We start from the raw sequence: 15014 nt of genomic DNA on the forward strand, positions 1-15014 counted from the left end.
CCCCATTTCTAGATTACAATAAGTAAATAACTGTTGAATCCAGAATAGGGGTGATCTTTGTGGGAAATCAATATGATGCGTTAGCCGCTTTTTTTCTGCAGATGCCCATCGATATATTTGGTGTATTTCAAACGAACCTACAGAATGGCATGTATCAGGGCCACAAAGCGCAGCCGACGACCAAAAGCGGCGTACTTCTTGCGCTGAAGGGCGAAGCTGATTTCATATATGACGGGATAAGTTACCCGATGAGTCCGGGCAAGGCTATTATTGGCGGGTACAACCGCCATTTTGAGATCACAGTGTATTCGGCTGAGTTCGAATATTTCTTGGTTCATTTTTTGCCAGAGGATCCCCATTCGGGCAAGTCTTTGCTGATAAGAGAGGTTCATCTGCTTCATATCGAGTTGGATGCGATGCTGCTACAGTTGATGAAGCAACTACGGCGTTATTCGACGGAGCTGGGGCACATTGAGCTGCTTGAGAAGAAAACATTATTTTACCAATTAGTGAATAAGACGTTGACGTACGAGCGATACTTGCAAAATAGCGAAAGTCATTCGATGATGGAGCAGACGATCGAGCACATCCGCCAGCACTATACGGAGCCGATTACGTTGGAAAGCTTGGCGGAGCAGCATGGGATGAAGGCTAAGTATTTTTCGCATCTCTTTCAGAAATATACAGGGATCGGTCCCATCCATTATTTGATTCAATATCGGATGAAGGTTGCCTATGAGCTGCTGATGACGACGCCATTTGCCGTGAGGGATATTGCCCGAAGCGTAGGGTACCCGGATGCGTATTATTTCAGCAGACTGTTCAAGAAGCATTATGGTAGGTCACCAACCTCCTTGAAAGGGAACGAATAAGGAATAAATCCATCCCGCTATCGGGAAAATCTCTATTTGCGTGAGCGGGACAGAGTGGTAATATTAAAACGATAATGATAATCGTTATCATTCAATAAGCGTTCACGAGAGGAAGATTATGATGATGAAAAAAAGTTACATGCCCCTTCTAACAGCGTGTGTGATGGTGGCATTTCTTTTACTAACCGCATGCTCCAGCAACTCCAAGTCTAGCAGTGAGAGCAGCAACAGCCCGTCTGCGACGCCTACAGCTAGCGCATCGACGGCTAAGGCAAGCTTTCCACGAACGATCGCCAGCGGCGACGGGAAACAAGTGACGATCGCGAAGAAACCAGAAAAGGTCGCGCTTGTTCATTGGGGATTGACGGAGGATTTCCTGAGTTTTGAAGTTCCGTCAATTGCTGTTGCACTTCCTTTTACGGAAAAGCAATCGCAAATGGGCAGTGAGTTGTACAAGCCTTATACGAGCAAATATAAAGAGATTACAATCGTTGGGGAGAATACGGAAGTCAACTTGGAAAAGTTACTGCAATATGCGCCTGATCTTATCATCGCGGGTACAGAGACGAACAAAAAAGTAGCAGATCAATTGTCGAAAATTGCGCCGACTGTGTTTCTTGATGAAACGAAGATGGATGTTTGGAATGACTGGCCAGGTGTGATGACGAAGTTTGGTGACATGCTTGGACAAGAAGATATTGCGAAGCAAGCCATCGACAAGTTTACAGCTAAGTTCGCCGAGGCGAAGAACCAACTGAAAGGTGTGCAAGGGAATGTTGCCTACCTTCAAGTAAGGGAAAAACAAATGTGGCTGCAAGGCACGCAATACGCTGGTCATTATTATGAGCCGTTAGGTCTGAAAGCGCCAGAACAAGCCAAAGGTGAAGGAGCAGCACTTACACTTGAAGGCTTGGTGCAGATTAATCCGGATCATATTTTCCTAGGGTACTTTAATTACACCGATAAATCGCTGCCTGCTCTAGCGGATGAGTGGGAAAAAAGTGATGTTTGGAAAAGTTTAAAAGCTGTGAAGGAAAATCATGTGTACAAAATGGATGGCTCAATTGCCTATGGTTTTGGTCCGATCAGCAGATTGTTCGGTACGGATGCCATTGTAAAAGCGCTCAAGTAATCGTCACGAAGATACGTATTACGTATGTAAACAAAAGGAGCTTTGCCATAAACGTGGCATAAGCTCCTTTTTGCATTGCGCAGTATCCTTAGATCATAAAAACGAGCAGGCCTCATAGAAGGCCTGCTCGTTCGTGTATTACTTCATCCCCGAAGTACTAAAGTTCTCAATAATGTGCCGTTGGAAGATGATGAAGATGATAATGATTGGTGCGACCATCATGGTGGCGCCAGCCATTTGTAAGGCAAAGTTCTGATTGGACTGGCTGCGCATCAAGGAAAGACCGACAGATAAGCTGTATAGCTTTTCATCGTTTGCGATGATCAACGGCCAGAGGAAGCTATTCCAGCCTGCGATGAACGTTAGGATGCCCTGAACGGCCAGAATAGGCTTGGAAATTGGAAGCACGATCTGTAGGAACGTGCGTAGTTCACTTGCGCCTTCCATTCGTGTGGCTTCGAGCAGCTCATCCGGAATGGTGGACATAAACTGTCGGAACAAGAAGATACCGAAGGCACCAACAAGGCCGGGAAGAACAATACCGGTCATGGTGTTGGTCAAATTCATGGCATTAAGGATCAGGTAAATCGGAATCATGGTTACTTGTCCAGGAATCATCATCGTGGCGAGCACGATGTAAAAGAGGGCATCCTTGCCCTTGAAAACATATTTGGCAAATCCGAAGCCAGCCATGGCATTCAGGAACATACCGATAAAGGAGAAGAAAACGATACGGAGCGTATTCCATAAATAAACGCCAAAGTTCATGTCGATAAACAGTTTTTCCACGTTAGCGAGTGTGAAGGCATGTGGCCACAACGTGGGCGGGATGCTCAGCACTTCGCTCTCGGGTTTGAAGGTGGATAAAACCATCCAGATAAATGGTAACAGCATCATAAATCCGAACACGGTCAGGGCGATGCCGGCTATCCATTGGAGCAGCCGATCGTTCACTCCCGAACCGACAGGCTGATTTTGTGCCGATTTTACGGACATTATGTGTGCCTCCTTTCTTATTAAAGGTCAGTGTCCTTGTTTTGGAATCGGAATTGAACTAAGGTCACGATAATGATGGCGAAGAACAGGATGAAGGATCCCGCGGCCGCGTAACCAAAGTGGCTGAACTGGAAACCATTGCGATAAATGAACAAAGCAACGGAGGTTGTACTGTCTAAAGGACCACCTTGTGTCATGATGAACGGCTCCTCGAAGAACTGAAGCCAGCCAATCATGGTGGTGATGGAAACGAAAAAGATTGCAAAACGCAGCATAGGAACCGTAATGTAGCGCATTTGCTGCAAACGGGACGCCCCGTCCAACTGAGCCGCTTCATAATAAGATTTCGGAATCCCTTGCAGGGCAGCGATGAAAATAATCATATTGAGGCCCATGGCTCTCCACAACGCCAATAAGATCAGCGATATTTTCGCAACAATAGGGTGAGTCAACCAAGGCACTGGCCCAAGGTGGACTAATTTGAGTAAGTAATTTAATAGCCCGAATGTCGGGTTGTACAGATAGAACCACACTACAGCAACCGCAACAACATTGGTTACGGAAGGGAGATAGTAAATAACTCGGAATACTTTAAAAATGCGCGAGGTTCCGAAGTTAATCAGAATCGCGACGCTGAGCGAGCACACAATGACCAGGGGCACCCCGATGACAACGTAGAACAACGTGTTAAAAATGGCTTTCTTAAAAATAGGATCCGAAAGAACATCTTTGTAGTTTTGGAGTCCAATGAACTTAATATTCGAATAATCGGCTAACCCAGCCAGATCCATGTTCGTAAAACTGATAACCAGCGCGATCAGGATCGGTATTAATGAAAATAGGGTCAGTAGAATCAAGGTGGGCGCGATAAAGAAATATGGCGCTTTTTTGGAGGTGAATCCCTTCATGACAAGTCCTCTCCTTTATGAGGTGGAACGCTTCAGAACGTTTAGAAACGCTTATAGGAAATGAACAGCTAACCGGCGAGATGCCGGCTAGCTGTATAGGCAAGCAATGAACTTATTTGTTCAAAATGGTTTCAGCTTTTTTGTTGAAAGCGTCCATTTCAGTTTGTGTGCTGGCATTACCGCGGAAGATGTTCTCAAAGCTTTTCAGGAAGTTTTGAGCGACTTCTTCAAACGGCTTAACTAGTGGCATAGGCTCGGAAGCGTTCATTTGTTGACCGATTACTTTGTAGTTCGGGTCAGCTGTCAGAGCAGGGTCTTCCCAAGCTTTCTTAGTGGAAGGCAATGTGTTCGTCAACTTCAGCCATTCCAACTGTGTTTCTGGCTTGCTCATGTAGGCGATAAACTTGAGGGCCTCGTCCTTATGCTCGGTATATTGGAACACAGACAAGTCAGATCCACCCAAGGAAGATGTGTTGTTTAGTTTTTTCGGTAATACGGCAGTAGCCCATTTGTCCTTCAAGTCAGGTGCTTGGTCGTTGATCAACTTGATCATCCATGGTCCGCTGATGAACATAGGGGTAATTCCTTTTTGGAACGCAGGGACGATATCCATGCCTAGATCTTTTGGTGCAGATCCGTTTTTAAAGAAGCTGTTCAGATAGTCAACGGCGCCGACAAACTCTGGCTGGTTGAATAGCGGTTTGTTGCCATCAAGCAGCTTGGAACCATTTTGACGAGCGAACATGAAAGCGAGGGATTGCTCTTTCGCATCGATGCTGATTCCGTAGTTACCGTTGCCGCGGGCAGTTAATTTTTGTGCCGCTGCGGACAGCTCGTCCCAAGTTTTCGGTGCTTCGTTATATCCAGCCTCTTTCAATAGATCCGTACGGTAGTAAAGAATGCGGGTATCAATATACCAAGGAACACCGACGACAGCATCACCTTGTTTCGTTGTGGAGACAGCACCAGGATAGAAGTTAGCTTCTGCAAGTTCTGGATATTTGCCTAGTTCCTGTTTCAAGTCCATTAATGCTTTAGCGGAAGCGAATTCTGGAATCCAAGTTGTACCCATTTGAAGAACGTCTGGACCTTTCTTAGAAGCAACGGCAGTCAACAGCTTGTCATGAGCAGTATCCCAAGGCAAGGCTTGAACGTTAATTTTGATGTTTGGATTTTCTTGCATAAATTTATCGGCAATTTTTGGAAGCGATTTCGCTTCTTCGCCCATTCCCCAAACGTTAAGGGTTACTTGCTTGCTGTCTGTAGAACCTTCAGGTGTATTACTTTTGGAAGCGCATCCTGCTAGAACGCTTGTCACCAGCACGGTGCCGGCCACTACTGTGAAAATTGATTTACGCATTTCTTGTTCCTCCCGGTTGTCATGATTTGATAGTAGGGTGCACGTTATTCCATAAAGATATAAGTGCTAATAAAGGTTATCTTGAACCTGCACCTAAAGTTTAGGAATAGAGTTGTATCCCTTATTGCAAAATAAATATACGGCAATACCACAATCAATAGAAACGTTTCGATTATATTCAAAAAAATTTACAAAAGTACAATTTATTAAATAAAAACGTTTCGATGTCATTATAAAACAAGTTATCAACGTATTCAACTAGTTATTTTTGTGAAATAAAAACGTTTAAATACACCTTATTGGCAATTTTCAATACGTTGACGCCTATTTTTTATATGTTTATAATATAAATAGAAACGTTTCTATTAGATTAATGCATCATGCCAAGGGAGGCATCTTAATGACGGATGAACAATTGATTGCTCTACTGAAGGAGCTCACTCTAGAAGAAAAAATTTCCCAACTGCTTCAGTTGGCTGCGCCTTTCTTCGAAGGAACGGGCACTGAGGGGCAGATTACCGGACCGATGGCGTCTATGGGACTTACGGAAGATGTAATAAAAAACACAGGCTCTGTACTGGGTTTGTCTGGGGCTAAGGAAACGATTGGCGCCCAAGAGGCTCATTTGAAAAAGAACCGTCTGGGGATTCCACTGCTTGTGATGGCGGATATCATTCACGGTTATAAAACGATTTTCCCGGTTCCTCTAGCGATTGGATGTTCATGGGATATGGAAGCGGCTGAAAAGAGTGCGGAAATTGCAGCAGCGGAAGCTTCCGCTGCCGGCGTGCATGTGACTTTTTCGCCTATGGTTGATTTGGTGCGTGATCCTCGCTGGGGACGTGTCATGGAAACGACGGGCGAAGATCCATACCTGAACGGTGAATTTGCTCGGGCTTTTGTTCGTGGATACCAGGGGAAAGATTTGAAGAATGACGTTACTCGTCTAGCTGCTTGTGTGAAACATTTTGCTGCTTATGGTGCTGGCGAAGGCGGTCGTGATTACAATACCGTGGATATGTCAGAGCGCCAGATGCGTGAATATTACCTGCCTGCTTATCGAGCAGCCTTGGATGAGGGTGCTGAACTGGTGATGACAGCATTCAACACAATCGATGGCATTCCTGCTGCTGGGAATAAGCGATTAATGCGTGATCTGCTTCGTAAAGAATGGGGCTTCGACGGTGTCGTTATTTCGGACTGGGGTGCAGTGAAGGAAATGATCCCTCATGGCGTGGCTGCAGATGATGCAGAAGCGGCATGCAAAGCGATTCTGGCTGGTGTGGATATCGAAATGATGACGACCTGTTACGAGAATCATTTGAAACAGTTGGTGGAATCAGGGGAAGTAGAAGAGGCGTTGATCGACGAAGCTGTTCTCCGTATCCTGCAGTTGAAAGAGAAGCTGGGCTTATTTGATAATCCGTACCGCGGCGCTGATATTGACCGTGAACAAGAGATTGTGATGAGTACAGCGTATCGTCGTGCGGCTCGTGATTTGGCAGTGAAATCCTGCGTCTTGCTTAAAAATGAGGAAGTCCTTCCGCTCAAAACGACGCAGAAAATCGCGCTTATCGGTCCATTTGCCCAAAATGGAGACATTCTTGGTCCATGGTCGTGGCTGGGTTCCAAAACAGATGCGGTTCAACTCTATGAGGGGATGAAGTCGAAAGTGGATGCTTCCCTTCTTGTGACGGCTCAAGGCAGTAATATTGAACACGTGACAGAAGAACAGTTGAATGAAGCACTGGAAGTGGCGCGTGATGCGGATGTGATCGTCCTTGCGCTAGGTGAACACTCCGATATGAGTGGCGAAGCGGGGAGCCGGGCTAACATTCGTCTACCGCAGGCGCAGCTAGATTTGACTGCCAAGCTGAAAAGCCTAGGCAAACCCATGGTAGCGGTGCTATTCAATGGCCGTCCACTGGATTTGCATGGGGTGTACGACGTTGCGGATGCTGTACTTGAGGCGTGGTATCCAGGTACGGAAGGCGGCGCTGCTGTCGCTGAACTTCTATATGGAGAAAGCAATCCAACGGGGCGTTTGACAATGTCGTTCCCTTTTACAGTTGGACAAGTTCCTGTCTATTACAATCATTTCAACACGGGACGCCCGCAGGGAGCTCCTGACGCACAGGTTCGCTACGTTTCGCAGTACTTAGATGCTCCGAACGAGCCGCTATATCCATTTGGCTATGGTTTAAGCTATACCACTTTCCTATACAGTGATGCTTCAATTTCATCTGATGTTATGACCGTAGATCAACCACTGACTGTGCGAGTGAAAGTAGCCAACACGGGCCAAGTTGCAGGCGAAGAAGTCGTTCAGCTGTATGTGCGAGATGTTGCAGGCGAAGTCGTCCGTCCGATGAAAGAACTGAAGGGATTCCGTAAAGTTTCTTTACAGCCTGGCGAGAGTCAGGAAGTTACTTTTGAGCTAGCAGAAGAGCAATTGCGCTATCATCATTCCGATCTTACTTTGATAAGTGATGCCGGGGAGTTTACTGTTTTTATTGGTCCCAATAGCCGGGATGCTAGAGAAGGACTTTCGTTTAAGTTAATAAAGTAAGCAATTAGAAAGCGAGTGAATAGCATGGCAGCTACCGAACAGGTGGATTTTCAACTGAAATCAGGAAATTTGCAATTTTCCTTCTTAAATAGCGGAGATATCCGTGAAATAACTTATAAGAACACGATGATCAATCAATGGGTAGCGAATCCAGTTGATGGCTCTTTAAATAACTTATTCTTACGTGTGCATACGGCTCAAGGCATTAAAGTTACACCACTGATAGGTGTTCATGCGGCAAGCCGCGTACAGTATTCGGAATCGACAGTAACGTGGACAGGGTCCGCTGAAGGACTCACATATGAAGTGACTTTCCATCTGACGCCAGGGGACATCTGGTTCTGGGACGTAAAGGTGACAGGAAATGATGTGGATGTGGACATCGTGTATGCACAGGATATTGGCCTTGCAGACAAGGGTGGCGTTCGCAGTAATGAAGCGTACATGTCACAATACATCGATCACGCTGTCTTTGAGCACGTTCAAAACGGTTATGCCGTTTGTTCTCGCCAAAACATGCCGCAACAAGGAGCATTTCCTTATGTGCAGCAAGGTGGATTAACCAAAGTGGTCGGGTATTCGACGGATGGTTTTCAGTTTTTTGGAAAGTCGTATAAGGAAACAAATGTGCCGGAAGCGCTGAGCCGAGACATGTTGGCTAACGAGGTGTACCAATACGAATTCGCGTACACGGCATTGCAATCTGAGAAGTTGAAGGTGAACGGCACAGCACGTTTCGTCTTCTACGGTCTGTTCAAGCCGGATCATCCGGAGGCTATCGAGACGCTAGCCTTTGCATCGGAGGTGCAGAATGCCTGGCAGAAAGCTGAGGCTCGAAGCAACGAGTCCAGCAAACAGCTTGCAGAAGTGAGACTCTCCGAGAACATCGGTACGCCGCTAGCTACGGTTTCTATGACGCGCGAAGAAATCGGACATTATTTCCCAAACCGACATCAGCAAGAATATGACGGTGATGTGCTTTTGTCTTTCTTCACGGAAACGCATGAACACGTCGTGTTGAAGGAGAAAGAACTTCGTGTGGAGCGCCCGCATGGTCATATTCTGATGTCGGGGGATAATGCCCGCCTGAAGGAAGACGTTATGACGACCACGTCCTATATGTACGGGATCTTCAATTCACAGGTAGTGGTCGGGAATACCTCATTTAACAAAATGCTGACGAATGCACGCAATGCGTTGAACGTTATGAAGACTTCGGGGCAGCGGATTTACGTCGAGATGGATGGTCAATATCAGTTGCTCACGATGCCATCGATGTTCGAGCTTGGCTTCAATTATGCCCGTTGGTACTACAAAACGCCGAACGATATGATTGTCATCACGAATCTGACAACAGTGGATACGCCTGAAATCCATCTGCAGGTCCGTTCCGCGAGTGGTAAAGCGTACCGCTACCTCGTCACGAATCAAGTTACGATGAACAACAACGAGTACGAGAAGCCATTTAACATCCAGCAGGATGGGGCCGTGGTTTCCATCTATGCGGACTCCGCATCCGACAGCGCCAAAGTGTGGCCAAATCTGTGCTACCGTATGCAGGTTCAAGGGACGGATTTCAAGCTGGATGACGAGACGCTTCTGGCGCAAAACGCACAGCCTCTTTCTGCGTCCCTTGTTGTTATGGCGCTAGGCGAAAGCAGGGAATGGAGCCTAACCATTCAAGGTCTTCTAAGGGATGAAGAGCTGCCATTTACTAAAGTGAATGCTGCAGATGAGATCACACGCTACCGCGACTTTTTCGCCACGGTTATGAATGGATTTCATTTGTCGCATAGCAACGGTACAGCCGATAGCCTGAACAAGGTAAATACCCTTGCCTGGTGGTATACACACAACATGCTTGTTCACTACTCTGTTCCTCACGGCTTGGAGCAGTATGGTGGAGCTGCATGGGGAACACGTGACGTGTGCCAAGGACCGGCAGAATATTTCCTAGCGACGCATAAATACGGCGAAGTCCGTGATATTCTCAAAACGGTCTATTCCCACCAGTATGAGGACGATGGCAATTGGCCGCAGTGGTTTATGTTCGATCGCTATGCTGCGATTCAGCAAGAAGAGAGCCATGGCGACATTATCGTGTGGCCGTTGAAAGTGTTGAGTGATTATTTAACCGCGACCAAGGACTATCGCATTTTACAGGAAAAAGTTCCTTACACGAAGCGTCATATTGGCGAGTTTACGGAAGAGTCAGCAACCTTATACGATCATGCCAAGAAAGAGATTGCCTACATTAAGAATCATTTCTTACATGGAACGCACCTCTCCTCTTACGGCGACGGCGATTGGGATGACACGCTTCAACCGGCTAACGCGCAGTTAAAGCAATATATGGTCAGCTCTTGGACGGTTGCACTGACATATCAAGTATTCAATCAATTGTCTGAGGTCCTTGTGGGAACGGATGAAAGTATGGCAGCTGAGCTTCAAAGTTTGGCAGCTGGTATTAAGGCCGACTTCAACCAATATATGTTGGGGACAGATGTCATCCCAGGCTTCGTCTATATGGAAGAGCCAGGGAAGGCAGAGCTCATGCTGCACCCAACGGATCAAAAGACAGGTATCCAATACCGCTTGCTCCCAATGACACGCAGCATGATTGGCGAGCTGCTGACAGAGGAGCAAGCTCTCTCGCACTACCAGATCATTAAGGACGAATTATATTGTCCAGATGGTGTTCGTTTGATGAATCGTCCAGCCAACTACGCTGGCGGTGTCAGTACGAATTTTAAACGCGCGGAGCAAGCCGCGAACTTTGGTCGGGAGGTTGGTTTGCAGTACGTCCACGCGCACATTCGTTTTGTAGAGGCTATGGCCAAGCTGGGTAAAGCAGACGAAGCTTGGAAGGGACTCGAGATGATTAACCCTGTAGGCATCCGTGGTGTTGTTCCGAACGCGGAGCTGCGCCAAAGCAACAGCTATTTCAGCAGCTCGGATGGGCAGTTCAATACGCGCTACGAAGCACAGGAGAGTTTCGAAGAACTGAAAGAAGGCGCCGTGCCTGTAAAAGGCGGCTGGCGAATCTATTCCAGCGGTCCGGGAATCTACATGAACCAGCTGATCTCGAATGTCTTGGGCATTCGGTTGGACGGCGGCGACCTTGTCATCGATCCTGTATTGCCGCAAGATCTGGATGGGCTGCGCTTCGATTTTGAGGTGAAGGGACGTTTGGTCACATTCGTCTATCATCTGGACGGCAATTCGCGTGTGATGGTGAACGGTAAAGAAGCGATTGCAGAAGAAACTGCGAACCGCTACCGTCAAGGTGGTCTCCGTATCAGAGAACAGCATTTGATCTCTCTTTTGAATGAAGATACCAATGTCATTGACGTGTTTGTGTAAGGTAAGCGGCGATCTTTCGAGGTCGCCTATTTCCTTATAAGGAAGCCTCTTTGTGATATAATAGATGGAAATGAGAGCGTAACGTTAGGAGCTGTTTGTGTGGTCAGCATTAAAGATATTGCCAGTAAAGCGGGCGTTTCGATCTCGACGGTGTCTTATGCGCTGAATGGCAGTCCGAAAGTCACGGAGGAAACGAGCGCGAAGATTTTGAAGATCGCTAGGGAAATGGACTATGTTCCGAATGCCGCAGCGAGAACGTTAAAAAGTCGGGCCTCGAAAATCATAGGTGTGTATTTAACCGATTTCAGTGGTGCTTTTTACGGAGAAGTCCTGCAAGGTATGAAAGAAGTGTTGAACAAACGAGGGTATGATCTGATTGTTTGCAGCGGCGCTTATTCTCACCGATTACTGCCACAGCGAATGATCGACGGCGCTATTGTTCTGGATCATTCGTTTACTAGCGAAGAACTGCTGCAATTGGCCGAGCGCGGACACAAACTGGTTGTGCTGGATCGGGAACTGAATCATCCGAACGTGAACCAGGTTCACTTAGATAATAAAGCGGGAGCCACGTTGGCTGTCGAATATGTCATCGAAAAAGGCCATAAGAAGCTGTACCTTGTGACGGGACCGAAGGACTCCTATGACTCCAAACAGCGGTTTCAGGCCGCAAAGCAAACCATTGAGCGAAGCTCTGACGTGGATTATGTGGAGATTGAGGGTAATTTCACGAAGGAATCGGGGGAAATGGCTGCCGAACAAATTATACGTGAGTATAAGGAGCCAGTAGCCGTTTTTTGTCTGAATGATGAAATGGCAATAGGTTTGTACAACACACTGGTGAAAGCTAATTTTCGAATTGGTGAACAGATTCATCTCATCGGTTTCGATAATATTGAACTAACGCAGTATACGCAACCACGTCTGGCGACAATTGACTATTCCAAGCGGAAATGGGGAGCATTAGCCTCTGAGCAGCTTATTAAGTTGATTATGGGTGTAGCGGTGGATCATGAGCGGGTTTATGTAACGTTAGTAGAGGGAGAATCAGTGGGAGAGGCTGTACACCAAGAAGAAGCTAGCCGTTGAAATCAGTGGCTAGCTTCTTTGATTTGGTGGAGGCATCGTTGCGAATTAGGCAGATAACCATATATACTTGAAGAGTAAAGATGGACGTCCATTATTTTGTCTGAAAGGTGAGATAACCATGTCGATTGATTTATCCAAGGGTCAACGCATTGACCTAACCAAAACCAACCCAGGTCTAACCAAAATCATTGTAGGACTTGGCTGGGATACGAATAAATATAATGGCGGTGGAGATTTCGATCTCGATGCCTCTGCGTTTCTTCTTCACGAAGATGGTAAAGCAAAATCAGCTGGTGATTTTGTGTTCTATAATAACCTGAAAGCCTATGATGGTGCTGTTGTTCATACAGGAGACAATCGTACGGGTGAAGGTGATGGTGATGATGAAAAAATCTTGATCGACTTCGCCAAAGTACCAGCTGCAATCAGTCGAATTGGAATTACGGTAACGATTCATGATGGACAGCAACGCGGCCAAAACTTTGGACAAGTCAGTCATGCCTTCGTCAGAGTAGTCAATGAAGCTAACAACAATGAGATTCTTCGCTATGATTTGGGAGAAGACTTTTCCATCGAAACAGCGGTTGTTTTCTGTGAGTTTTATCGACATGGTGTAGATTGGAAGTTCCAGGCAGTTGGTAGTGGCTTCGCAGGCGGTTTGGCTGCGCTAGTGACGAACTATGGCTTGAGCTAGGTTAGCTTGTACAGGGTGGTTGCCTTCTGGTTGCCACCCTTCTGTATATATTTTAGAAGAAGGGTGAAGTCAACATGAGCGCTGTTTCCGTGATCAAAGGACAAAAGGTGGATGTAACGAAAGTACATGCTACCCTTACCAATTTGGCTGTCTTTATCGGTTGGGAGACTCCAAATCATATCGAGCTCGATACGTCGGCCTTTTTACTTGCGCAGAACAATAAAGTTCGTGGTGACGAGGATCTTATCTTTTACGGGAACCCGAGCAATAGCTTTATGACATACATCGAGAAGAAGGCGAATGAAAGAGAACTGCAGATCGATCTGAAACGTGTACAGACAGCCGTAGATAAGATAGCGTTTACGCTTACGATCTATGAAAGTGAGGCAAGGCGTCAGAACTTTAGCCAGGTTCGCAATGTCTATATCCGTTTCGTAAATCAAGCAACAGGGCAAGAGATACTTCGTTATGACTTGGGCAACCATTTCTCCATAGAATCGGCGATTGTTATAGGAGAATTATATAGATACAACGGTGAGTGGAAGTTTGGCGCCATCGGTGCTGGTTATGCTGGAGGCCTTAAAGCGCTTTGTCAGAGCTATGGCGTCGTTGTAAATAAGGATCAGCAGAGCGCACGGCCAGAACCGGAACCGAAGCAGAGTCAGAAGGAGGAGCTGGAGCCGGCTAAGCTAGCACCGATTAAACTTTCGAAAATCGAGTTAACGAAAAAGGGAGATAAAATCAACCTTGAGAAGAAATCGGGAACTCTTGGGGAAATCTTAATCAACCTAAACTGGAATCAAAAACCAAAAGAAGACATCGCTTTCTGGGTAGATTCACCAAACGGGATCGATCTTGATTTGGCCTGCCTCTATGAACTGAAGGATGGTAGTAAAGGGTTAATTCAGGCGCTGGGGAATACATTTGGATCGCTTACGCGTGAACCCTTTATAGCTCTTGATGGAGATGATCGCACAGGTTCTGTTAAAACCGGAGAGAACATTCGAATTAATGGCACGAAGCTAGCTCATTTCAAACGGATACTCATTTTTACCTTCATCTATGAGGGTGTCTCGAGATGGTCTGAGGCCGATGGCATTGTAACGGTTAAACAAAATGGCGGGCCTGACATCATTGTTAAACTCGATGAGCACGATAACGATCTCCCGATGTGTGCGATTGCTTTGATTCAAAATGTGAACGATGAAACGTTGAGTATTGAGCGGATTGTACGGCATTTTAAGGGACACCCCGAAATGGATCAAGCTTATAATTGGGGTTTAAGATGGGTTGTCGGCAGTAAATAGACCTATAGAATAGCTGCGAAAAGGAAATGGCTATCGTTCCGGGGAGGTATCATCTATGTTAGAGTTCTCATTTGAGATTATGTCCGAATCAAATATTAACATCGAATATGTCTATGGCAGCGAAATGTTCAAACTAAATCTTTTTCTGAAAAATGGTTATTGGACCATCCATCCCTTTGATGGCATGCTCCTTCAAAACCGTGAGTTATGCAAACTCGTCATTATTGATTTATTCAAAAACAAATATTTTCAAATCATGTTGGCAAAAGAAAATATTGCTTTATCCAGTTTACGAACATCGATTGAATTGGATCCAACGAGAGAGCCAGAAGTATCTAATCCTGCGGAGCGCAGGGGCGGCCGATGGCAAGATCCTGTAGATGAGACTGAAGAATTCATAGGCAATCATTCCATTGAAGAAATTATTCAGATCGAGCATGATGCGCTGGAGCAACGGGTTACTTTTTACGCAGACTTGTTGAAAAAAATGTTCATGGACAACTATGGTCCAGGGGATTATGAGTTTGATAAGGTGCAATCTCTGGTGCGTATTCTAAAGGAATCGCAGGCCAAGATGATGGAGCTTACGAAAACCGTGTAAATCATAGATATTACTAGGAAATAGATCTTTCTTGGCTGAGATTGGCTAAGGAGGTCTATTTTTTGTGTTTTTTTTACTTTTTAACCTAACCAATCAAGAAAAGAGAAGTGAAGTCAAAAATGT

The 15014-nt window shown here is 46.0% G+C and carries 11 protein-coding genes; 8 read left to right on the top strand and 3 right to left on the bottom strand.

Features of this window, described 5'->3' with window-relative positions:
* Positions 1–59 precede the first annotated feature (59 nt).
* Both AC58QT_RS29195 and AC58QT_RS29200 read left to right on the top strand, forming a co-directional pair.
* Positions 60–872: a helix-turn-helix transcriptional regulator gene (locus AC58QT_RS29195; RefSeq protein ID WP_497412036.1), complete on the top strand. Its 813-nt coding sequence runs from the start codon at positions 60–62 to the stop codon at positions 870–872.
* Positions 873–990: 118 nt separating this feature from the next.
* Positions 991–2004 carry an ABC transporter substrate-binding protein gene (locus tag AC58QT_RS29200; RefSeq protein WP_497412037.1) on the top strand — a complete coding sequence of 338 codons (1014 nt, stop codon included), beginning with the start codon at positions 991–993 and terminating at the stop codon, positions 2002–2004.
* Between the two features lie 138 nt (positions 2005–2142).
* Here AC58QT_RS29200 and AC58QT_RS29205 read toward each other — a convergent pair whose 3' ends face one another.
* From AC58QT_RS29205 to AC58QT_RS29215, 3 genes are all read right to left on the bottom strand, one after another.
* Positions 2143–3000 carry a carbohydrate ABC transporter permease gene (locus tag AC58QT_RS29205; RefSeq protein ID WP_497412038.1) on the bottom strand — a complete coding sequence of 286 codons (858 nt, stop codon included), beginning with the start codon at positions 2998–3000 and terminating at the stop codon, positions 2143–2145.
* A gap of 20 nt (positions 3001–3020) precedes the next feature.
* Positions 3021–3908 (bottom strand): carbohydrate ABC transporter permease, encoded by an 888-nt coding sequence (locus AC58QT_RS29210; RefSeq protein ID WP_497412039.1) that lies wholly within the window; start codon positions 3906–3908, stop codon positions 3021–3023.
* Between the two features lie 112 nt (positions 3909–4020).
* Positions 4021–5268, bottom strand: coding sequence for a sugar ABC transporter substrate-binding protein (locus AC58QT_RS29215; protein WP_497412040.1), 1248 nt, complete (start codon positions 5266–5268; stop codon positions 4021–4023).
* 400 nt (positions 5269–5668) lie between these two features.
* On the opposite strand from AC58QT_RS29215, the gene AC58QT_RS29220 reads away from it, so the two are divergent.
* The 6 genes from AC58QT_RS29220 to AC58QT_RS29245 all read left to right on the top strand — a co-directional run bounded on the left by AC58QT_RS29220 (position 5669) and on the right by AC58QT_RS29245 (position 14891).
* The gene (locus tag AC58QT_RS29220; RefSeq protein ID WP_497412041.1) at positions 5669–7837 is read left to right on the top strand and encodes a glycoside hydrolase family 3 N-terminal domain-containing protein; all 2169 of its coding nucleotides are present in this window, start codon (positions 5669–5671) and stop codon (positions 7835–7837) included.
* Between the two features lie 24 nt (positions 7838–7861).
* The gene (locus tag AC58QT_RS29225; RefSeq protein WP_497412042.1) at positions 7862–11200 is read left to right on the top strand and encodes a GH36-type glycosyl hydrolase domain-containing protein; all 3339 of its coding nucleotides are present in this window, start codon (positions 7862–7864) and stop codon (positions 11198–11200) included.
* 99 nt (positions 11201–11299) lie between these two features.
* Positions 11300–12289 (top strand): LacI family DNA-binding transcriptional regulator, encoded by a 990-nt coding sequence (locus AC58QT_RS29230; RefSeq protein ID WP_497412043.1) that lies wholly within the window; start codon positions 11300–11302, stop codon positions 12287–12289.
* Between the two features lie 118 nt (positions 12290–12407).
* The gene (locus AC58QT_RS29235; RefSeq protein WP_497412044.1) at positions 12408–12983 is read left to right on the top strand and encodes a TerD family protein; all 576 of its coding nucleotides are present in this window, start codon (positions 12408–12410) and stop codon (positions 12981–12983) included.
* A gap of 74 nt (positions 12984–13057) precedes the next feature.
* The gene (locus AC58QT_RS29240) at positions 13058–14290 is read left to right on the top strand and encodes a TerD family protein (protein ID WP_497412045.1); all 1233 of its coding nucleotides are present in this window, start codon (positions 13058–13060) and stop codon (positions 14288–14290) included.
* Positions 14291–14345: 55 nt separating this feature from the next.
* Positions 14346–14891, top strand: coding sequence for a hypothetical protein (locus AC58QT_RS29245; protein WP_497412046.1), 546 nt, complete (start codon positions 14346–14348; stop codon positions 14889–14891).
* Positions 14892–15014 lie beyond the last annotated feature (123 nt).

The sequence above is a fragment of the Paenibacillus sp. J31R109 genome (genome assembly GCF_059692055.1).